This is a genomic window from Sanguibacter antarcticus (assembly GCF_002564005.1).
GTDB lineage: Bacteria > Actinomycetota > Actinomycetes > Actinomycetales > Cellulomonadaceae > Sanguibacter > Sanguibacter antarcticus.
On record NZ_PDJG01000001.1, the window covers coordinates 1,575,856 to 1,596,537 of the forward strand.

The window sequence follows — 20,682 nt, forward strand, 5'->3', positions numbered from 1 at the left end:
GGGGGGTCAGAGCGCCTGAGCGCCGTGCTCCCCGGTACGAACCCGGGCGACGTCGTCGACCGAGACTGTCCACACCTTGCCGTCGCCGATCTTGCCCGTCTGGGCGGCCTGGACAATCACGTCGGTGACGACGCTCGAGTCGTCGTCCTCGACGAGGACCTCGATACGCACCTTGGGAACGAGGTCGACGGTGTACTCAGCACCGCGGTACACCTCCGTGTGCCCCTTCTGGCGACCGTATCCGCTGGCCTCGCTGACCGTCATGCCACGCACGCCTGCTGCCTCGAGCGCAGTCTTCACGTCGTCCAGGCGGTGCGGCTGGATGATTCCGGTGACGAGCTTCATGAGTTGACCTCCGTAATGACGCGGCTGCCGCCGACCGTCTCGTACGCACCCTCACCGTGGACGGCGAGGTCGATCCCGCCGACCTCAGCCTCCTCGGTCACACGCCATCCGAGCGTGCTCTTGATGATGAGCCCGATGACGAGGGTCACGAGGCCGGAGAACACGACGGCTACGAGTGCGACGAGGATCTGGATGACAAGCTGATCTGCGCCTCCACCGTAGAACAGACCGGTGTCGGTCGCGAGGAACCCGATAGCGACGGTACCGACGAGCCCACCGACGAGGTGGACACCGACCACGTCGAGCGAGTCGTCGTAGCCGAACTTGTACTTGAGGCCCACAGCCAGGGCGCAGAGCACACCGGCGACGGCACCGAGGACGATCGAACCGACCGGGCTGAGAGAGCCGGCCGCGGGGGTGATGGCGACGAGCCCGGCGACGACGCCCGATGCGGCACCGAGGGAGGTGGCGTGACCGTCGCGGATCTTCTCCGTGATGAGCCAGCCGAGGATGCCCGCCGCGGTCGCGGTGGTCGTGTTGACCCAGGCGAGGCCCGCAGTCTCGTTGGCACCGAAGGCGGAACCAGCGTTGAACCCGAACCAGCCGAACCACAAGAGCGCGGCGCCGAGCATGACGAACGGGAGGTTGTGCGGTCGCATCGGCTCCTTGCCGAAGCCCTTGCGCGCCCCGATGAGCAGGACGAGCACCAGCGCGGCGATACCGGCGTTGATGTGGACGACCGTGCCACCGGCGAAGTCGATCGGTGCAACGTTCGCGGCGCCGTCGGTGGAACCGAAGACCATCGCGGCGAGCCCGTTGTCGGCTGCGGAGAGGAACCCGCCGCCCCAGACCATGTGGGCCATCGGGAAGTACGCGAGAGTGACCCAGATTCCGGTGAAGACCATCCAGCTGCCGTACTTGACACGGTCGGCGATGGCCCCGCTGATGAGCGCGGTGGTGATGATGGCGAACGTCACCTGGAAGGCGACGTCGACGACCTGCGGGTAGTTGCCGAGCGTGCTGACGACCGCGGCCCCGTCTGCGTCGAAGATGGTGCCGTCGAGCCCGAACTGTTCGAACGGGTTGCCGATGATCCCGCCGACGTCACTGCCGTACGACATCGACCAGCCCCACAGCACGTAGACGACGCCGATGACGCCCATCGCGCCGAAGGACATCATCATCATGTTGAGCACGGACTTGGCACGAACCATGCCGCCGTAGAAGAACGCCAAGCCGGGCGTCATAAGGAGCACGAGAGATGCTGACGTCAGCATCCACGCGGTAGCCCCGGTATCCCATTCCATCGGATCATCTCCCATCCCAGCCAGGCGGCCGGTCGGGTACAACTTTCAACGAGACGGGTTTCCTCGCTCGACCGCACGTGTTTCGAGCGGGTGACGAGATCGCTCCGCACGTAAACGTTGTGTTTCGTCGGGCCTCTCAGGCCTGGAGGAGCCCGTCGACGAACCCTTCGGCGTCGAACGGCGCGAGGTCGTCAGGACCTTCCCCGAGCCCGACGAGCTTCACCGGGACGCCGAGCTCGCGCTGGACCGCGACGACGATCCCACCCTTCGCGGTGCCGTCAAGCTTGGTCAGGACGATGCCTGTGACACCCGCGACCTCTGCGAAGACGCGCGCCTGGTTGAGCCCGTTCTGTCCGGTGGTGGCATCGAGCACGAGGAGCACCTCGGTGAGCGGTGCCTCTTTGGTGATCACGCGTGTGATCTTCCCCAGCTCGTCCATGAGGCCGGCCTTGTTCTGCAGACGCCCGGCCGTGTCGACGAGGACGACGTCGACGCCGCGCTCCCGTGCCGTCCGGACGGTGTCGAAAGCGACCGCTGCGGGGTCTGCGCCGTCTTTGAACGACCGGACGGTCTCGACGCCGACGCGTGCGCCCCAGGTGGTCAGCTGGTCGGCAGCAGCAGCACGGAACGTGTCCGCTGCTCCGAGCACGACCGTGCTCCCCTCGGCGACGAGCACCCGGGTGAGCTTGCCGACCGTCGTCGTCTTCCCGGTGCCGTTGACACCGACGACGAGGAGCACCGCCGGCGTCTTGGTCCCGTCCTCGTGGACGGTCGGGGTGGTGTGGAGCGTCCGGTCGAGGTCTGGGTCGACGAGCGCGACGAGCTCGGCACGGAGCATCGCGCGAACGCTCGCCGCGTCTTTGACACCGTGGACGCGCACCTGGGTGCGCAACGCCTCGATGAGCTCGGCGGCAGGACCTGCACCGACGTCCGCGAGCAGCAGCGTCTCCTCGAGCTCGTCCCAGTCGTCCTCGCCGAGGTGGTCACGCGAGAGCACGGCGAGGAGCCGTGTCCCGAGCGGGGAGCCGGAGCGGGCGAGCCGGTCGCGGAGGCGCACGAGACGTCCCGCTGTCGGCTCGGGGACGTCGGCCTGCGGCTCGGTGGGCTGCGTCTGTGGCGGAGCGACGTCGCCCGAGGGCGCGAGCACCGCCTCGCCCAGGGCGTCGCCGTCGACGAGGACGTCTCCGGTGCGCGTGGAGGCACCGTCGAGACTGCGCGTCTCGTCGTGGGGCTTCGACCGCTTGCGACGGTTGGCGGAGGACACGCCGACGAACCCGAGAGACCCGAGGACGAGGACGGCCAGAGTTATCCAGACAGGAAGCTGATCATTCACGCCTGCAGTCTCTCAGGGGGAGGTGGTCTGCCGCACCACGAGAGCGACTGCCGATCGCCTCAGCGGCGTCGGTGCAGAGCGTTGCTCATCTGCGTGGCGTCGAGATAGGCCGGCGCGGACGTCTGCGTCGCAGCGAAGAAGTCGTCGATCGTGGTGTCCTGAGGAGTCTCGAAGGACCACGCGTCGGTCGTCCGAGGACGCGTGTTGTCCTTGCGATCAGACGCACCGGCGAGGACGGAGAGGCGAGGCGACGCTCCGGTGTGCAGGGCACGAGATCCGTCGGCGCCGCTGGCTGCCTCCGAACCGGAGCTCGCGACCCGGAGACGGTCGAGCCGAGCGCGCAGCATCTGTGCACCGGAGAGGAAATCGAACCAGGTCTGGCGCGCGGTCGCGGCAAGCTTGCGGGGCGCGCTGACCGGTTCCTGGCCTGGCTCACCCTCGTCGGACGTCGTGGCAGCAAGGAGCACGACCCCGACCGCGAGGACGACGGCTACGACCAACCACACATACATCTGCACCATGAGCAAGTTTTAGCACGCGCGGAGCCCCGATCGACCCCGGGACGCGAGCTAGGACCGAAACGTCTTCTGATCGACACGCAACCTCCACGCATGGCTCACGATCCGGCGCTCTCCCGCAGATCCTGACTGATCCGTTGACTGATGACGGTCGTCACACCGTCGCCACGCATCGTCACCCCGTAGAGCGCGTCGGCGATCTCCATCGTCCGCTTCTGGTGGGTGATGACGATGAGCTGGCTGTCTCGCTGGAGCTCGACGAAGATCTCCAGGAGCCGTCCGAGGTTGGTGTCGTCCAGCGCCGCCTCGACCTCGTCCATGACATAGAACGGGCTCGGCCGCGCCTTGAAGATCGAGACGAGCAGCGCGATCGCCGTGAGAGAACGCTCGCCGCCCGACAGGAGCGACAGGCGTCGGACCTTCTTTCCCGCGGGCCGCGCCTCGATCTCGATGCCGGTGGTGAGCATGTCCGACGGGTCGGTGAGGGCGAGGCTGCCCTCACCGCCCGGGAACAGCCGAGCGAAGACGTCGACGAACTGCGCCTGGGTGTCGTGGAACGCCGCGGTGAAGACCTCCTCGACCCGTGCGTCGATCTCCCGGACGATCTCGAGGAGGTCCGTGCGCGACCTCTTGAGGTCAGCGAGCTGGGTGGTGAGGAACGTGTGCCGCTCCTCGAGCGCAGCGAACTCCTCGAGCGCGAGCGGGTTGACCCTCCCGAGGCGCGCCATGGCACGCTCGGCCGCCTGCAGCCGCTTCTCCTGCTCCGCCCGCACATACGGTCGGTCGTCCGGCGGGACCGGCCGATCGGGTCCGTAGTCGTCGAGGAGTGTCGTCGGGTCGAGCCCGAGCTCATCGAGCGAGCGCGTCTCGAGCTGCTCGATCCGCAGCTGCTGCTGCGTCCGGGCGACCTCGTCCCGGTGTGCCACGTCGGTGAGCTCCCGAAGGCTCGTCGCGGCGTGCTCCGTCCGCGCACGCAGCTCGGTGAGACCACGTTCTCGCTCGACGCGCTCGGCCTCGACGCCGTCTTGTCGCGCCTGGGCGAGCTCGAGCGAGCCGTCCAACCGTGCCAGGGCCGTCGCGGCACCGTCGCGGACGGCACGCGCCAGGTCCGCCTGCCGGACACGGAGCGCCTCACGCTCGGCAGCGCGGGCCCGGGCCGCCCGCTCGGTCGAGGCGGTGCGCTCCAGCGACTGGGCACGGCCTGCCAGTGCACGCGCACGCTCTTCGCTCGTGCGCAGGGCGAGGCGCGCGTCCATCTCCCGGGAACGCGCCGCGCCCGCCCGTGCGAGCAGATCGTCACGCTCCGCGGCAGCAGCGTCGACCGCGGCCGCGGAGACCTCGGGTGCGGCCTGGGCCGCGCTCAGCCGCCCCGCGAGAGCGTCGAGCTCCGAGCGCTCCCGCTCGCCGGCGTGCGTCGCGGCATCGAGCTGCGCCTGGAAGCGTGCAGCCTCGCCCGCCGCCGCACGCGACGTGGCGCCCAGGTGCCCGAGCTGCTCGGCCACCGCGGCGAGGGACGCGTCTGACTCGTTGAGCCGAGCGAGAGCCGCGTCGTGGCTCGCCTGAGCCTGCTCGAGGGCAGCGGCTGCGACGTCGCGCTCCCGTGCAGCGGTCGCGAGCCGGGCGTCTGCGTCCTCGAGCGCGGCCTGAGCCTCGGACAGCGCCGCCTGCAGGTGGAGCACGCTCGGCGCGGCGGACGTCCCGCCCCACGCACTGTGCGCACCCACCACGTCGCCAGAGCGTGTCACCGCGAGAAGACGGGGGTGCTCGTCCACGAGGGCCCCCGCCTGCACGAGGTCCTCGACGACGACGACGTCCCGCAGCAGCGCGTCGACCCCGGCACGCACCGACGGCACGGGGTGGACGACCGACCGTGCCCACGACGCACCCGTCGGCAGCTCGACGAGCCCGACCTCCGGGTCCTCTGCACGAGGATCGACGAGGGGCCCGCCGACCACCAGCGCAGCCCGGCCTGCGTCGTCGAGCCGGAGCAGCCGGATCGCCTCGACGGCCGCGTCGACCGACCCGACGACGATCGCGTCCGCATAGGTCCCGAGCGCGGCAGCGACCGCGTCCTCGTACCCCGGGTCCACCGCGAGCATCGCGGCGAGGGAGCCGACCACACCCGACAGGTCTGACTCGAGGAGCGCCCCAGCACCGTCCTTGCGGTCCAGGCTCATCTCGAGCGCCTCGCTCCGGGCGCTCCACGTCGCGTGGTCCCGCTCGGCCTCGCTGCGCACGCCCGCGACCCGGCGCACCTCACGCTCAGCGTCCTCGAGGGCGGCGGTCGCGCGCTCGTGCTCGGCGTCCAGGTGCTCCTCGCCCTCTTGCGCACCCGTGACCTCGTTCTCGAGCGCCGCAAACTGGGCCTGCGCACCCGTCCCGCGCCGGTCGGCCTCGGCGAGCGAGTCACGCAGCCGCTCGACCTCCGCCTCCCGAGCCTCAAGCCGAGACCGTTTGGCGGCAACGGTCCCCGCGAGCCGGGCGACTCCCTCACGACGGTCTGCCTCGCCACGGAGGAGATCGGCCAGGACCTTCTCTGCGGCTGCCCCAGCCTCCTCGCACCGCTGGCGCTCGACGACCGACCTGTCGAGCACCGATCGTCGAACCTCGACCTCGTAAGCGAGCTCAGCCTCCGCCGCTCTGGCACGGGCAGCCTGTCGATCGAGGTCGACCGGGTCCGCACCGGTCGCGACCGGCTGGGGAGCACCGAGGAGACGCAGCCGTTCCGAAGCGAGGGTCTGGAGACCCGTGATCCGCTCGCGCAACGACGACAGGCGGTACCAGGTCTCGCTCGCCTCGCGCACGGACGGAGCTGCTGCTGCGGCCTCCTCCTCGAGCGCGACGAGCGCAGAGCGCGCAGCGTCGTGGCTCGCCGAGACCGCGGCGACGCGTGCCTGCAGCGCCGTCTCGTCGGCGATCTCCTGTGCGAGCGAGGCCGTCAGCTGCGCGAGGTCGTCCGCCAGAAGACGCGCACGCGAGTCCCGCAGGTCCGCCTGCACGACGGCGGCCTTGCGAGCCGCCTCCGCCTGGCGCCCGAGCGGTCCCAGCTGCCGCCGGACCTCAGCAGTGAGGTCGCCGAGACGCAGGAGATTCCCTTGCATCGACTCCAGCTTGCGGAGCGCCTTCTCCTTGCGCTTGCGGTGCTTGAGGACCCCGGCTGCCTCTTCGATGAACCCGCGCCGCTCCTCGGGGGTCGCGCGCAGCACCTGGTCGAGCTGTCCCTGCCCGACGATGACGTGCATCTCACGGCCGAGCCCCGAGTCGGAGAGCAGATCCTGGATGTCGAGCAGCCGGCACGACGAACCGTTGATCGCGTACTCGGAGCCACCGCTGCGGAACAGCGTCCGCGTGATCGTGACCTCGCTGTACTCGATCGGCAGAGCGCCGTCGGCGTTGTCGATGGTCAACGACACCTCCGCCCGCCCGAGCGGTGGGCGCCCGGACGTCCCGGCGAAGATGACGTCCTCCATCTTTCCGCCGCGCAGGGTCTTGGCTCCCTGCTCCCCCATCACCCAGGCCAGGGCGTCGACGACGTTCGACTTCCCAGACCCGTTGGGACCGACCACGCACGTCACACCAGGCTCGAAGCTCAGGGTCGTCGCGGACGCGAACGACTTGAACCCGCGGAGCGTGAGTGTCTTGAGGTGCACGGCTCAGAGCCTAGTGCGCGCGTCCCTCAGAGCGAGGGGAACCAGAGCCCGATCTCGCGTGCGGCGGACTCGTCAGAGTCGCTGCCGTGGACGAGGTTCTGCTGGACGTCGAGGCCCCAGTCTCGCCCGAGGTCACCGCGGATCGTTCCCGGCGCGGCCGTCGTGGGGTCTGTCGTGCCTGCGAGCGAGCGGAAGCCCTGGATGACGCCCTGTCCTTCGAGGACGATCGCGAGGACCGGTCCCGAGGACATGAACTCGACGAGCGGTGCGAAGAACGGCTTCCCCTGGTGCTCTGCGTAGTGCTGGGCCAGAAGCTCCTCGGTGGCGTGCTTGAGCTCGACGGCTACGAGCGCGTACCCCTTGGCCTCGACACGGCGGAGGATCTCACCTGCGAGGCCGCGCCGGACACCGTCCGGCTTGACGAGGACGAGCGTACGGGGGACGGCAGGAGACGCTGAAGATGTCATGCGGCCAACCCTATCTGCTGCGTGGCCGGAGCCACGCTCAGCGAGAGGGCGGCACCTCGTCAGGATGGGCCGCGTCGTACTCGGCGCGCTCCCGGTCGATCTTCGCACCGAGCCACAGCGCGACCACCCACATGGCGACGAACACGACGGCCACGATGACCATGAGAGGGATGACGAGAGACACCGCGAGGAACGGGAGCTGGACCGCGGATCCCGCGACGTACCCACCGGGGGCGTCGACGAGCCTGCTGAGGACCACGAGGACGACAGCGAGCACTCCCCCGGCCAGCCACACCTGGCTGGCCGGTGCATCGACGAGCCGGAACGCCACCAGCGTGGCGAACACGACGACGAACGCCTCGAGCAGGAGCATGGTCGACGCGAACTGGATCTTCGCCGACTTCTTCGCCACGATGCGTACGGGCGCGTCGTCGGCGCCACCCGACGTGGGCGGGTTCGGTCCTGCGGGGGCTGGTGCGTCTGGAGAGCTCACCTCGTCAGGATACCGAGGTCGAGCGGTCCCCCTCGGCGGCGGCGAGGCCGGTCACCCGGAAGACCTGCAGTCCATGCACGTGTGCAGGCGATGCCTGTTCTCGTGCGCGGGCGTCGGTCACAGCTCGCCGAACCCGCCCTCGACCATCTCCGCGACAGCATCGACCGCATGCTGCGCGTCCGCGCCCGTGGCCCGCACAGAGAGCACGTCTCCACCCGTAGCACCCAGCTTCATGAGCTCCAGAACGCTGGCGCCGTTGACCCCGTCGACGAGCAGCGCCACGTCGAGCCCGGCGACCAGACGCGCGAGCACCGCCGCCGGGCGCGCGTGCAGCCCGAGCGCGTTGCGCACCGTCACGGTCCGCTCGACCACAGGAGCCGAACCGTCCGAGGCCGGCTCTGCCGCCTCCTCAGAACGCGACGAGAGCGCGGACGACGGCTCAGCGAACGTCGTAGCAGCATGCAGGGCCGATGCGACGACAGCCAGGAGGTCTCCCCCACCTTGAGCGGTCACGGCTGCGGCGACAGCCCCTTCCACGAACGGGGCGTCAGCGAGGCGCACGCGTGCGGCGTCGTCCCCCTCGAGAAGGTCGAGCACGGACTCGACCGTGAGCATCGCCGACCCCAGATCCCCGAGGACGAGCACGTCTCTGCCTGCCGCGAGCTCTGCCTGGACCGCGTCGCCGACACGGTCGAAGCTCGTCCCGACCCCACCGTCGTCCGTCCCGCCCACGCCGACGAGGGCGACGTCCGGTGCCATCTGCCCGGCGACCTCGACCACACCCGACGCGAGCGCGCCAGAGTGCGAGACGAGCACGATCGCGACGTGCGCGGTCATGCTGCGGCCTCGGTCGCGCCGGCTGCACGGACGGCAGCCCGCAGGATGATCGCGCTCGACGCGGCACCGGGGTCCTCGTGACCGATGCTCCGCTCTCCGAGATAGCTCGCTCGCCCCTTGGTCGCGAGGAGCGGCACCGTCGCCACTGCGCCCGCCGCGGACGCCGTGGCCGCCGCCTCGAGGACGTCCTCAGGAGTTCCTCCAGCGTCGGCCGTCGCGATCGCGGCCTCGACCGCAGGTGTCCAGGCGTCCACCATCGTCTTCTCGCCCGGGACGGCCTTGCCGCGCGACGTGATGCCCTCGAGCGCTCCTTCGAGGAGCGCGACCACGCCGTGGGCGTCGAGCACGCTCAGGCCGGTGACCTTGGCTGCTCGCAGGTAGGCGGTGCCGTAGAGAGGTCCGGACGCACCGCCGACCGAGGACATGAGGGTCGTCGCGACGAGCTTGAGCACGTCAGCGATGAGCGGGCTCGCGGCAGGGTCGCCGTCAGCAGCGGTGCCGGGCGGTGGCTGCGCGTCCAACTTCGCGACGACAGCCTGGAACCCACGATTGAGGTTCTCACCGTGGTCGGCGTCCCCGATCTGGCGGTCGAGCTCCATCAGCTCGTCCTTCGCGGCCGCGATCGCCGCTGCGCTCTCTCGTGCCCACCGTCGCGCCCATGCCACGTCCAACGCCATTCGTGCCTCAGTCCTTCTCTCGACAGGTCTCACCAGCGCAGCGCGGCGGTGTGCACCGGCGCGTCCCACAGGGCCGTCAGCTCATCGTCGAGACGCAGGACCGTGACGGACGCACCCTGCATGTCGAGCGAGGTGACGTAGTTGCCCACGAGGGACCGCGCGACGACGACACCCCGATCTTCCAGGAGCCGGCGTGCCTGACGATAGACCACGTACAGCTCTGAGAGAGGGGTCCCGCCCATACCGTTAACGAACAGCAACACGCTCTCGCCGGACGTCAGGGCGAGGTCCTCCACGACAGGCTCGACGAGCATCGCGGTGATGTCGTCAGCCGGTGCGACCGGGATCCGACGACGCCCCGGCTCGCCGTGGATGCCGATGCCGATCTCCACCTCGTCGTCCGGAAGGTCGAAGCTCGGACGGCCGACGTGCGGGACCGTGCACGCCGTGAGCGCCACGCCCATCGACCTGACGTTCGCGACGACCCGGGCAGCCGTCGCAGCGACCGCCTGGAGGTCGTCGCCACGCTCCGCCGCGGCACCTGCGATCTTCTCGACCGCGAGGGTCCCGGCCACCCCCCGGCGGCCCGCCGTGTACAGCGAGTCCTTCACCGCGACGTCGTCGTCGACGACGACCGTCGCGACCTCGATCCCGTCCGCGTCCGCGAGCTCGATCGCCGTCTCGAAGTTGAGCACGTCACCCGTGTAGTTCTTGACGATCGCGAGCACGCCGCGCCCCGAGTCCGCTGCGGCGAGCGCCGGGAGGACGTGGTCGGGTGTCGGCGACGTGAAGACCGTTCCCGGGACCGCGGCGTCGAGCATGCCGAGACCGACGAAGCCCGCGTGCAGCGGTTCGTGGCCCGACCCACCGCCGGAGACGAGCCCGACCTTGCCCTCCCGCGCACCACCGCGGCGCACGACGAAGAGCGGGTCGGTCCGCATCTCGACGATGTCCGCGTGCGCCCACGCGAAGCCCTCGACGGACTCCGCGACGACGTCCTCAACTGCATTGATCAGCTTCTTCATGGTTCAGCTCTCCCCAGACGGCTCCGAGTGCCATTCAAGCACCGCGAGCCGCACTGCGCAGAAGCCGCTGCGCAGTCGCTCCTCAGCCTCTGCCCAGAAGCAGCCGGGCCTCCGCAGCGAGGATGACCGATCCCGTCACGAGGACCCCCGTGCCGGTCCCGACGCCGATGGTGTCCTCGTTCTCGGCCAGGCCCGCCGCCAGGTCGAGCGCCTCGTCGAGGCGCGCGACGCTGTGGACCCGGTCGTCGCCGAAGATCTCCTTGGCGATCTCTTCGAGGTCGTCGACATCGTAGGAGCGCACGGACGACGACTCGGTGACGACGATCTCCGCGAGCAGCGGCTCGAGGATCGACAGGATCGTCTCGGCGTCCTTGTCTGCCAGGATGCCGACGACCCCGACGAGACGCGTGAAGTCGAACGACTCGTCGATCGCGTCGACGAGCGCCTGGGCGCCCGCCGGGTTGTGTGCGGCATCGACGAGGATCGTGGGGCTGGCACGCACGACCTCGAGCCGCCCTGGGGAGTCCGCTGCAGCGAACGCCGCACCGACGAGGTCGCCGTCGAGCGCCCGCCCGCCGGACAAGAGCGCCTCCGCGGCCGCGAGCGCGAGCAGCGCGTTGTGCGCCTGGTGAGCGCCGTAGAGCGGGAGGTAGACCTCGGTGTAGAGGCCTGCGGGCGTGCGGAGGCTGACGAGCTGACCGCCGACGGCGGGGAAGCGCTCGGGGACCTCGAGGTCCACGCCTTCGCGCAGGACCCGTGCGCCGCGCTGTGCTGCGACGGCGAGGATCACGCCGTCGGCGTCTGCGGTCTGCTCGGCGAGCACAACGGTCGCCCCGTCCTTGATGATCCCGGCCTTCTCGCCGGCGATCTCGACGACGGTGTGGCCGAGCCAGCGCTCGTGGTCGATCGAGACCGGGGTGATGATGGCGATCTCCCCGTCGGCGACGTTCGTGCAGTCCCACGTGCCGCCCATGCCGACCTCGATGATGGCGACGTCCACGGGGGCGTCCGCGAACGCGGCGAACGCCATGACGGTCAGCACCTCGAAGAAGCTCAGGCGGGGACCACCTGCTGCTCGCGACTGGGCGTCGACCATGTCGACGTAGGGTTCGACGTCGCGCCAGACCTCGATGAAGCGCTCGGCGCTGAGGGGCTCGCCGTCGACGGCGATGCGCTCGGTGACCGACGTGAGGTGCGGGCTCGTGAACCGCCCGGTCCGCAGCCCGTGCTCGCGCACGAGGGAGTCGAGCATCCGCGACGTCGAGGTCTTGCCGTTGGTGCCCGTGAGGTGGACCACGCGGAACGCCTTCTGGGGGTCGCCGAGCAGCTCGCAGACCTTCCGGACGCGGTCGAGCGTCGGGTCGATGTCGTGCTCGGGGGCCCGCGCCATGATCGCGGCGTAGATGTCGTCGAGCTCCTTGCGGACCTCTGGGGGGACGACGGGGCCCGGCTCGCGCCGGCGTCCGTCCTTGCGGCTGCTCATGCGTCCGTGTCCTTGTCAGCTGGTACGGCGGACCTCTCGACGGTCACGGACCGGTCGGTGGTGCCCGACGAGGTGATGGTGACCTGGACCGCGAGCGTCTCGCTGGCGATGAGGTCCTCGTGCTCGGTGACGGCGGCGACCCACTGCGCGGGCACGTCGAGGGTGAGGAGGATCCGGTCGCTCACGTCGAGCCCGGTGGACTTGCGGGCGTCCTGGACGTCGCGCACGACGTCGCGGGCGTACCCCTCGGCGAGGAGCGCGTCGTCGAGCTGGAGGTCGAGGACGGCGAAGCCTCCGCCGGGCAGGACCACTGCGGCGATCTCGCCGGTCTCCTGCGACCCTTCGCCTACGACGGTCGAGAGCTCGTACTCTCCCTCGACCAGGGGCACGTCGCCGGCTCCGGTCTCGACGACGACGACGCCGTCGTCGGTGGTCCGCCACGCACCGGCCTTGGCCGCCTTGATGGCGTCCTGGACCCCTCGCCCGAGGCGCGGGCCTGCAGCACGCGCGTTGACGCTCAGTCGCTGTGCGACGCCGAACGCCGAGGCTGCCTCGTCTCCGAGCCCGACGAGCGTGACGGCCTTGACGTTGAGCTCGCCCGCCACGAGAGCCGTGTACGGCTCGAGCGATGCGGGGTCGTCGACGACGACCGTCAGGCCCGACAGCGGCTGGCGCACACGCATCTGGTGAGCCTTGCGCAGCCCGAGGCTGAGCGAGACCACGGAGCGCACCCGGTCCATCGTCTCGACGAGGGCACCGTCTGCGACAAGCACCGTCCCGAGGACGGTCGCGACGCCCTCGGCGTCGACGACCTCGGGCCAGTCGGTGAGGTGGATGCTGCGCCCGCCGGTGAGCCCGCGCCAGATCTCCTCGGTGAGGAGCGGGGCGAGCGGCGCCATGACACGGGTGAGGGTCTCGAGCGCGGTCCACAACGTGTTGAACGCGTTCGGGTCTTCTTCCCAGAACCGGTCGCGTTGGGTGCGCACGTACCAGTTCGTCAGAGCATCGAGGTACTCGCGCACGCTCTCGCAGGCTCCAGCGACGTCGAAGGCGTCGAGCTGTGCCTGGGTGACCACGACGAGGTCGCGGGTGCGCGCCAGGAGGTACCGGTCCATGACCGGGAGCCCGCCCACCTCGTCGGCCTCGACGCGCCGCGCTGTGTACCCGGCGCCGCCGTTCGCGGCCCCCGCGTAGAGCGTGAAGAAGTAGTACGTGCTCCACACGGGCAGGAGCACCTGGCGGACAGAGTCCCGGATGCCGTCCTCGGTGACCACGAGGTTCCCGCCGCGCAGGATGGGCGAGCTCATGAGGAACCACCGCATGGCGTCCGAGCCGTCGCGGTCGAGGACCTCGGACACGTCCGGATAGTTGCGCAGCGACTTGCTCATCTTGCGACCGTCGGAGCCCAGCACGATGCCGTGCGAGACGGCGTTGCGGAACGCCGGCCGGTCGAAGAGCGCGGTCGCGAGGACGTGCAGCGTGTAGAACCAGCCGCGCGTCTGACCGATGTACTCGACGATGAAGTCGCCGGGGTAGTGGTGCTCGAACCACTCGGCGTTCTCGAACGGGTAGTGCACCTGGGCGAACGGCATCGAGCCCGAGTCGAACCACACGTCGAGCACGTCGGTGATGCGACGCATCGTCGAGCGCCCCGTAGGGTCGTCCGGGTTCGGGCGCGTCAGCTCGTCGATGAACGGGCGGTGGAGGTCCGTCACGGGAACACCGAAGTCGGCCTCGAGCTCCGCGAGCGAGCCGTAGACGTCGATGCGCGGGTAGGACTCGTCGTCCGAGACCCAGACCGGGATGGGCGTGCCCCAGTACCGGTTGCGAGAGATCGACCAGTCACGTGCCCCCGCGAGCCACTTGCCGAACTGCCCGTCCTTGATGTGCTCCGGCGTCCACGTGATGTCTTGGTTGAGCTCGACCATGCGGTCGCGGATCGTCGTGACGCTCACGAACCAGCTCGAGACCGCCTTGTAGATGAGCGGGTTCCGGCAGCGCCAGCAGTGCGGGTACGAGTGCTGGTACGTCTCGTGGCGCACGACGACGGCACGCACGGCAGCGTCCGTGCGCGCGAGCGGGCCCGTCCCCTCTTTGAGGTCCTTGATGATGGCGGGGTTGGCATCGAAGACCTGCTGGTCCGCGTAGTCCGGGACGAGGCTCGTGAAACGGCCGCGCGAGTCGACAGGGACGACCGTCGTGATGCCGGCGCCCTGGCACACGGCCATGTCGTCTTCACCGAAGGCAGGTGCGAGGTGGACGAGGCCGGTGCCGTCGTCGGTGGTGACGAAGTCCGCGACGAGGATCTGGAACGCGGCCGCGTTCTCGGGGTCTCCTGCGAGGTAGTCGAAGATCGGTGCGTAGCGGCGCCCCGCGAGCTCTGAGCCCTGGACGGTCCGCAGCACCTGGGCGTCCTCGCCGAGCTCCTTCGCGTACGCGCCGAGACGGGCCGCGCCGATGACGACCTCCTGGCCCGCGAGCGCGGACCCTTCTCCGGGTGCGACGACGACGTACTCCACGTCGGGGCCGACAGCGATCGCCAGGTTGGACGGCAGGGTCCACGGCGTCGTCGTCCAGACGAGCGCGAGCTCACCGGTCTCGAGGCGGACCCCGACCGTGAGCGCGGGGTCCTGACGAGACTGGTAGACGTCGTCGTCCATGCGCAGCTCGTGGTTCGACAACGGCGTCTCGTCGCGCCAGCAATACGGCAGCACGCGGTAGCCCTCGTAGGCCAGCCCCTTGTCGTAAAGCTGTTTGAACGCCCAGATCACCGACTCCATGAAGGTGACGTCGAGCGTCTTGTAGTCGTTCTCGAAGTCGACCCAGCGTGCCTGGCGGGTGACGTACTGCTGCCACTCCCCCGTGTAGCGCAGGACCGACTCGCGGCACGCCGCGTTGAACGTGTCGATGCCCATGGCTTCGATCTGAGACTTGTCCGTGATGCCGAGGATCCGCTCGGCCTCGAGCTCGGCGGGCAACCCGTGGGTGTCCCAGCCGAACCGGCGCTCGACCCGCTGCCCGCGCATCGTCCGGTAGCGGGGCACGACGTCCTTGGCGTAGCCGGTGAGGAGGTGCCCGTAGTGCGGGAGACCATTGGCGAAGGGCGGTCCGTCGTAGAAGACGAACTCGTTCGCGCCGTCGATGCCGGCCGGTCGAGCGTCGATCGACGCTTGGAACGTGCCGTCCTGCTCCCAGTATGCGAGAACACCTTCCTCGAGAGCAGGGAGGCTCGGCGAGGCGGGGACGCCTGACTGGTCGGGACGGTGCAACGGATAGGCCATGACGGTGCGACTCCTGTAGCGGGTGGTCCGGGTCGTGCACGATCGGTGCGAGGACGACTACCGGCGCTGGGCGCCGAGCCGCGGTACCACCCCGCTTGCCGCGCTCCTGGGGAGCACGACCGCTCTGCTGGCTGTGACGGGCCGTACCCGTCCGGTTCTACTGGAGCAGACGGTGCGTGCGCCGTGCTGCCTGTTCTTCCGGAGGCTCACCGGTGATGGCCGGGTCGAAGCCTGTGGCTCCATCGTACCTGCGCCTGCGGGTGGTGCGCTCGGAATATGCGGAGATGTCGCGAGCGACGAGCATCTCGATCGTGAGGGGTGCAGCGGTGAGGACGTCGAGCGTGACCATGGGTCTTCCTTGCGGGTGCGTGCGGCGCCTGCTCCCGACGAGACCGCGTCCCGCGAGGGAGGGTCAGGTGGAGTCAGGCAGGGCGGTCGGAGGCAGGAGCCTCAACAACACGCAGCAGCACAGGTGACCGGGACCGACGCGACGGCAGACGACGACGCACGCACGGTGTGCGCGGAGTCGGTACGGTCGGCAGAGGTCACGCGTGCATCATGCCAGGCGGACGGTCTGCTCGGCAAGACCCGATACGGTGAAGGCGTACGTCCACCCCCCACGAGAGGCAGGATCGACCATGACCGTCGGATTCATCGGCACCGGAAACATGTCCACCGCGATCGTCCGCGGGGTGCTCGCCGACGGGTCGCTCACCGCTGCCGAGATCGTCGTGTTCGACCCGGACGTCGCGAAGCGTGACGCCCTCGGCGCAGAGCTCGGCGTCCAGGTCGCCAGCTCGAACGAGGAGCTGGTCGACCTCTCCGACGTCGTCGTCCTCGCGATCAAGCCTCAGGTGATCCCCCTGGTCCTGCCGGGCCTCGCCGCCCAGATCGCCGACCGGCGTCGGGTGGTCGTCTCGATCGCTGCAGGGACGCCCATCGCTCGGCTGGAGACGCTCCTGGCGACCGGGACGACCGCGCCCGACCAGGCCGTCGTCCGCGTCATGCCCAACGTCAACGCGATGATCGGCGCAGGGATGGCTGCCGTGTGCGGCAACGCCGCGGCGACCGCACAGGACGTCGAGCTCGTCCTCGGCATCTTCGCCGCGGTCGGAGACGCGATCGAGCTTCCCGAGAGCCAGTTCTCGACGTTCACGGCCGTCGCCGGGAGCGCGCCCGCGTTCGCCTACCTCTTCATCGACTCGCTCGCCCGCGGCGCCGTCAAGGCCGGGATGGCGAAGGATCTCGCGACACGCATCGCGGCACAGACCGTCCTCGGCAGCGCCCAGATGGTCCAGCAGTCCGACCTCACGCCGTGGGACCTCATCGACACCGTGTGCTCACCCGGCGGAACGACGGTCGCAGGGCTCCTCGCGCTCGAGGACCGAGGATTCCTCTCCACGGTCGTGCACGGTGTCACCGAGACCATCGCCCGCGACAAGGAGCTCTCCTCCGGCTCCTGATCCACCGCCGCCGCGTCCTGACATGCTCGGACGCGGCGTATCGTGGGCTTCTGATCCCGGGCCCGACATGGCTCGGTGGCGCGGCTCCTGACTTGGACCGCTGATCTCCGGCGTGCAGTAGTCGCGCCCTCCCGTCGTCGCTCCCATGCCCCCGGAGATCATTCGTGCCCCTGACCGACCCCCGCCCCGCACCCGCGACAACCGTCCGCGGACCGTCCGCCCACCGAGCGGCCGCCGCAGTCGTCGTCGGGCTCTTTGCCCTGACGACCGCGTCCTGCGCCTCGGACACCGAGACGAGCGCGACCCCCACAACCAGCACGACGACCACGTCGACGAGCGCGACGACCTATCCGTTGACGCTCGACAACTGCGGTGTCGAGGTGACCGTCGACGCTGCACCCGCTTCTGTCGTCACGATCAAGTCGAGCACCACCGAGATGCTCCTCGCGCTCGGGCTCGGCGACCGCATCGTCGGCACCGCGTTCCCTGACGGTCCGGTCGCGGACTGGCTCGCAGACGACGCGGCGGCGAACCCCGCCATCGTCACGCCCCTCTCGGACAAGGTGCCGGGCCAGGAGGCCGTCCTCACGCTCGAGCCCGACCTCGTCTACGCAGGCTGGGAGTCGAACCTCTCGGCCGACGGCGCCGGGGAGCGCGACTCGTTCGACGCGTTCGACGTCGCGACCTACGTGGCACCCGCTGCGTGCAAGGACGAGGACTACAAGCCGGACCCGTTGACCTTCGACGACGTCTTCGCCGAGATCAGCGAGGTCGGTGAGATCTTCGACGTCTCGACGGCTGCGTCCGAGCTCGTCGAGTCGCAGCGCGCAGACCTCGACGCGGTGGTCCCGGACGACCGTGGCCTGAGCGCCCTGTGGTACTCCTCGGGATCTGACATCCCGTACGTCGGTGCCGGGATCGGTGCGCCCCAGATGATCATGGACGTCGTCGGGCTCGAGAACGTCGCCGAGGACATCCACGACACGTGGGGACCGTTCTCCTGGGAAGAGGCCATCGCCGCCGACCCCGACGTCATCATCCTCGTCGACGCGCCCTGGAACACTGCGGACTCGAAGATCGGTCTCCTCGAGGGAAATCCGGCGACAGCAAACCTCACCGCCGTGCAGGAGGAGCGCTACATCGTCATCCCGTTCCCCGCGACCGAGGCGGGCGTACGCAGCGTCTGGGCTGCCGAGAACCTGAGCGAGCAGCTCTCCGAGCTCACGATCCCTGCATCCTGATCTGGAGCGACACCCATGACGACCGTGCACGACGCACCCGGGCGAGGTCCCGGCACCGTCACTGACGGCGCCGGGACCGACACCCCGTGCGCAGGTCCCGTGGCGTCCGCCGACGGGACCACCCGGGAGCCCGGCCTGCTGCCCGGCAGGCGACGGCGGTCCGAGAGAGCACGGACGGTCGCCTGGATCGTCGGCGGGGCGCTCGCGCTCGTCGCCACGGTCGTGGTCGCGGTGACGATCGGCCCGGCAGAGATCCGTGCCGGAGACGTCTGGCGATCGGTCGCCCACCACCTCGGCATGGGCCGGCTGCTCGGCCTCGACACGGTCCCTCTCCTGCAGGACGGGATGGTCTGGCAGCTGCGCCTGCCCCGCGTCCTGACCGCTGCGGCTGTCGGCGCGGGGCTGGCGGTCTGCGGTGTCGTCATGCAGTCGGTCACGCGCAACCCGCTCGCTGATCCGTACCTGCTGGGCCTGTCGTCCGGTGCGTCTCTCGGCGCCGTGTGCGTGATCGTCCTCGGCAGCGCGGTCCTTCTCCCGGTCGCAGCGTTCGTCGGTGCGGTCGCAGCGCTCGCGGGTGCGCTGCTCCTCGCGAGCAGCGCAGGGTCGATCACGCCGACCCGGACGATCCTCGCCGGGCTCGCGGTGGGACAGCTCTGCGCGGCCGGCACGTCGTTCATCATCTTCTGGTCCGCTACCGGCGACTCCTACCGGGAGATCCTCGCGTGGCTCATGGGCTCCGTCGCGGGCAGCACGTGGGCGTCTGTGGCGATCGCCGGCGGGGCGCTCCTCGTCCTCGGCACGCTGCTCACCGCGACGGGGTCGGTGCTCGACGCGTTCACCTTCGGCGACACCGCGGCCTCGGCTCTCGGTATCTCTGTGAACCGCACGCGCTGGGCGCTCCTCGTCGCCGTGGCGCTGCTCACCGGGGCCCTCGTGTCGGTCTCGGGCTCGATCGGCTTCGTCGGTCTCATCCTCCCGCACCTCGTCCGGCTCGTCGCCGGTGCACGGCACCGTCTGCTCCTGCCCGTCTCGGGCTTGTTCGGTGCGACGTTCCTCGTCTGGGCCGACACCGCGGCGCGCACCGTCTTCGCGCCCCGGGAGCTCCCTGTGGGGATCGTCACCGCGGCGGTCGGTGCGCCCGTCTTCGCCCTCGTCCTGTGGCGCGGGCGGAGGTCGACGTGACCGCCCAGGCTGCCGAGCTCTCGACCTCGCGGGTGAGCTGGTCGATCGGTGGTGCACTCATCGTCGACGGTGTGGACTGCACGGTCCCGCCTGGCTCGGTCACCGGGCTCCTCGGCCCGAACGGGTCGGGCAAGTCGACCTTGCTCCGGCTCGTCGCCGGTGTGCAGTCGCCCGACGGCGGCACCGTCTCTCTCGGCGGCAGGGACCTCGTGGCGACCAAGCGGCGAGACCGTGCACGGCTGCTGGCGTTCGTCGAGCAGGACGCGACGACAGACATCGACCTCACCGTCCTCGACGCCGTCCTCCTCGGACGGATACCGCACCGTTCGTTGCTCGCGGGCGACAGCGACGCCGACCGGCACCTCGCCCGCTCCGTGCTCGAGCGGCTCGGCCTGACCGCCCTCGCGGAACGCAGCCTCGCGACGCTCTCAGGCGGTGAGAGGCAGCGCGTCCACGTCGCGCGCGCTCTCGCCCAAGAGCCGTCCGTCCTCCTGCTCGACGAGCCGACGAACCACCTCGACATCTCCGCTCAGCTCGCGACGATGGCGCTCCTGAGCACGCTCGCCGCAGACGGGGTCACGGTCTTCGCTGCGCTGCACGACCTCAACCTCGCGGCTGGCACGTGCGACCACGTCATCCTCCTGGCCGGCGGGCGGGTGGTCGCCGCCGGCACCGTCACGGACGTGCTCGTGCCCGAGGTCGTCGACGACGTCTACGGCGTCCGCACCGAGATCCTGCGCCACCCCAGCACCGGTCGGCCGGTGCTCACCTTCTCGGGTCGCTGAGCGGTTTCTCTCCCGAGCCGGTCTCGACGCTGGACGGCTCGTTCAGACGAGGATGCCGAGGTGCGGCGCCTCGATCGCCGGGCACGTGTCCATGACGACGTCGAGCCCCGCTGCGACCGCGCGTGCAGCGGCGGCCTCGTCGATGACACCGAGCTGCAACCACACGGCCTTCGCGCCCACCGCGATCGCCTGGTCGACGACGTCGCCCGCGAGGTCAGAGCGGACGAACACCTCGACGACGTCGATCGGGCCGGGAACCTCGGCGAGGGTGGCGAACCCGCGTGCGCCGTGCACAGTCTCCGCCTTCGGGTGGACCGGGACGATCTCCATGCCGAGCCCCTGGACGTAGGACGCGACGCCGAAGGCGACCCGGTCCCGGTTGTCCGACAGCCCGACCACGGCCCACCGGCCCGGCTCGGTAAGCAGTCTGCGGATCACGGTGTCGTCGTTGGTAAAATTCATGGCTCTACGTAACCACACCGCGGTGCGTCCGGATGCTCCTCGACCAGCAGACGACGATGGAGAGCTCGCTCGCCGGACCCGCGAAGGGGCTGCGAAAGCGGCCATGACCTTCAGGGGCCCTGTTCATCAGGGA

At 70.1% G+C, this 20,682-nt stretch carries 18 protein-coding genes; 4 read left to right on the forward strand and 14 right to left on the reverse strand.

The features are described 5' to 3' along the window. Positions 1-6 precede the first annotated feature (6 nt). The 13 genes from ATL42_RS07145 to ATL42_RS07205 form a co-directional block, all read right to left on the reverse strand. Positions 7-345: a P-II family nitrogen regulator gene (locus ATL42_RS07145; protein WP_098454757.1), complete on the reverse strand. Its 339-nt coding sequence runs from the start codon at positions 343-345 to the stop codon at positions 7-9. Then, a complete protein-coding gene (locus ATL42_RS07150) occupies positions 342-1,652 on the reverse strand; it encodes an ammonium transporter (RefSeq protein ID WP_098454758.1) in 1,311 nt (436 codons plus the stop codon). Before ATL42_RS07150 ends, ATL42_RS07145 begins: the two co-directional genes overlap by 4 nt. Before the next feature lie 136 nt (positions 1,653-1,788). Continuing rightward, positions 1,789-2,985: a signal recognition particle-docking protein FtsY gene (ftsY, locus tag ATL42_RS07155; protein ID WP_098454759.1), complete on the reverse strand. Its 1,197-nt coding sequence runs from the start codon at positions 2,983-2,985 to the stop codon at positions 1,789-1,791. A gap of 59 nt (positions 2,986-3,044) precedes the next feature. Further along, positions 3,045-3,506, reverse strand: a complete 462-nt coding sequence (locus tag ATL42_RS07160; protein ID WP_098454760.1) for a hypothetical protein — start codon at positions 3,504-3,506, stop codon at positions 3,045-3,047. 95 nt (positions 3,507-3,601) lie between these two features. After that, positions 3,602-7,153, reverse strand: a complete 3,552-nt coding sequence (smc, locus tag ATL42_RS07165; protein WP_098454761.1) for a chromosome segregation protein SMC — start codon at positions 7,151-7,153, stop codon at positions 3,602-3,604. A gap of 26 nt (positions 7,154-7,179) precedes the next feature. Further along, complete coding sequence (gene ndk, locus ATL42_RS07170; protein ID WP_098454762.1) at positions 7,180-7,620, reverse strand: nucleoside-diphosphate kinase; 441 nt, start codon at positions 7,618-7,620, stop codon at positions 7,180-7,182. Between the two features lie 37 nt (positions 7,621-7,657). Continuing rightward, positions 7,658-8,113 carry a DUF4233 domain-containing protein gene (locus tag ATL42_RS07175; RefSeq protein WP_342748118.1) on the reverse strand — a complete coding sequence of 152 codons (456 nt, stop codon included), beginning with the start codon at positions 8,111-8,113 and terminating at the stop codon, positions 7,658-7,660. A gap of 117 nt (positions 8,114-8,230) precedes the next feature. Then, positions 8,231-8,950, reverse strand: coding sequence for a dihydroxyacetone kinase phosphoryl donor subunit DhaM (dhaM, locus tag ATL42_RS07180; protein WP_098454763.1), 720 nt, complete (start codon positions 8,948-8,950; stop codon positions 8,231-8,233). Beyond that, positions 8,947-9,627 (reverse strand): dihydroxyacetone kinase subunit DhaL, encoded by a 681-nt coding sequence (gene dhaL / locus ATL42_RS07185; protein ID WP_098454764.1) that lies wholly within the window; start codon positions 9,625-9,627, stop codon positions 8,947-8,949. The genes dhaM and dhaL overlap by 4 nt, the downstream gene beginning before the upstream one ends. A 29-nt stretch (positions 9,628-9,656) precedes the next feature. After that, complete coding sequence (gene dhaK, locus ATL42_RS07190; RefSeq protein ID WP_098454765.1) at positions 9,657-10,652, reverse strand: dihydroxyacetone kinase subunit DhaK; 996 nt, start codon at positions 10,650-10,652, stop codon at positions 9,657-9,659. 82 nt (positions 10,653-10,734) lie between these two features. Next, positions 10,735-12,135 carry a bifunctional folylpolyglutamate synthase/dihydrofolate synthase gene (locus ATL42_RS07195; RefSeq protein ID WP_098454766.1) on the reverse strand — a complete coding sequence of 467 codons (1,401 nt, stop codon included), beginning with the start codon at positions 12,133-12,135 and terminating at the stop codon, positions 10,735-10,737. Next, on the reverse strand, positions 12,132-15,416 hold the full coding sequence (gene ileS, locus ATL42_RS07200; RefSeq protein WP_098454767.1) for an isoleucine--tRNA ligase: 3,285 nt from the start codon (positions 15,414-15,416) through the stop codon (positions 12,132-12,134). Before ileS ends, ATL42_RS07195 begins: the two co-directional genes overlap by 4 nt. 157 nt (positions 15,417-15,573) lie before the next feature. After that, positions 15,574-15,765, reverse strand: coding sequence for a hypothetical protein (locus tag ATL42_RS07205; protein ID WP_098454768.1), 192 nt, complete (start codon positions 15,763-15,765; stop codon positions 15,574-15,576). Between the two features lie 289 nt (positions 15,766-16,054). Between ATL42_RS07205 and proC the strand changes: the two genes are divergently transcribed. The 4 genes from proC (at position 16,055) to ATL42_RS07225 (ending at position 20,087) form a co-directional block, all read left to right on the forward strand. After that, entirely contained in the window at positions 16,055-16,879 is an 825-nt protein-coding gene (gene proC, locus ATL42_RS07210; RefSeq protein WP_098454769.1) for a pyrroline-5-carboxylate reductase, read from the forward strand. Between the two features lie 164 nt (positions 16,880-17,043). After that, positions 17,044-18,120 (forward strand): putative F420-0 ABC transporter substrate-binding protein, encoded by a 1,077-nt coding sequence (locus tag ATL42_RS07215; protein WP_245862267.1) that lies wholly within the window; start codon positions 17,044-17,046, stop codon positions 18,118-18,120. Between the two features lie 15 nt (positions 18,121-18,135). Beyond that, positions 18,136-19,302 (forward strand): putative F420-0 ABC transporter permease subunit, encoded by a 1,167-nt coding sequence (locus ATL42_RS07220; protein WP_098454770.1) that lies wholly within the window; start codon positions 18,136-18,138, stop codon positions 19,300-19,302. Continuing rightward, positions 19,299-20,087 (forward strand): putative F420-0 ABC transporter ATP-binding protein, encoded by a 789-nt coding sequence (locus ATL42_RS07225; protein ID WP_098456412.1) that lies wholly within the window; start codon positions 19,299-19,301, stop codon positions 20,085-20,087. Before ATL42_RS07220 ends, ATL42_RS07225 begins: the two co-directional genes overlap by 4 nt. A gap of 42 nt (positions 20,088-20,129) precedes the next feature. On the opposite strand, the gene ATL42_RS07230 is transcribed toward ATL42_RS07225, so the two are convergent. Beyond that, positions 20,130-20,549, reverse strand: coding sequence for a CoA-binding protein (locus ATL42_RS07230; RefSeq protein WP_098454771.1), 420 nt, complete (start codon positions 20,547-20,549; stop codon positions 20,130-20,132). Positions 20,550-20,682: the final 133 nt, after the last annotated feature.

Coding starts and splice junctions, on each gene's coding strand:
- ATL42_RS07145 (WP_098454757.1), bottom strand. CDS start 345: ATGAAGCTCGTCACCGGAATCATCCAGCCGCACCGCCTGGACGACGTG.
- ATL42_RS07150 (WP_098454758.1), bottom strand. CDS start 1,652: ATGGAATGGGATACCGGGGCTACCGCGTGGATGCTGACGTCAGCATCT.
- ATL42_RS07160 (WP_098454760.1), bottom strand. CDS start 3,506: ATGGTGCAGATGTATGTGTGGTTGGTCGTAGCCGTCGTCCTCGCGGTC.
- ndk (WP_098454762.1), bottom strand. CDS start 7,620: ATGACATCTTCAGCGTCTCCTGCCGTCCCCCGTACGCTCGTCCTCGTC.
- dhaM (WP_098454763.1), bottom strand. CDS start 8,950: ATGACCGCGCACGTCGCGATCGTGCTCGTCTCGCACTCTGGCGCGCTC.
- dhaL (WP_098454764.1), bottom strand. CDS start 9,627: ATGGCGTTGGACGTGGCATGGGCGCGACGGTGGGCACGAGAGAGCGCA.
- dhaK (WP_098454765.1), bottom strand. CDS start 10,652: ATGAAGAAGCTGATCAATGCAGTTGAGGACGTCGTCGCGGAGTCCGTC.
- ATL42_RS07195 (WP_098454766.1), bottom strand. CDS start 12,135: ATGAGCAGCCGCAAGGACGGACGCCGGCGCGAGCCGGGCCCCGTCGTC.
- ileS (WP_098454767.1), bottom strand. CDS start 15,416: ATGGCCTATCCGTTGCACCGTCCCGACCAGTCAGGCGTCCCCGCCTCG.
- ATL42_RS07205 (WP_098454768.1), bottom strand. CDS start 15,765: ATGGTCACGCTCGACGTCCTCACCGCTGCACCCCTCACGATCGAGATG.
- proC (WP_098454769.1), top strand. CDS start 16,055: ATGACCGTCGGATTCATCGGCACCGGAAACATGTCCACCGCGATCGTC.
- ATL42_RS07220 (WP_098454770.1), top strand. CDS start 18,136: ATGACGACCGTGCACGACGCACCCGGGCGAGGTCCCGGCACCGTCACT.
- ATL42_RS07230 (WP_098454771.1), bottom strand. CDS start 20,549: ATGAATTTTACCAACGACGACACCGTGATCCGCAGACTGCTTACCGAG.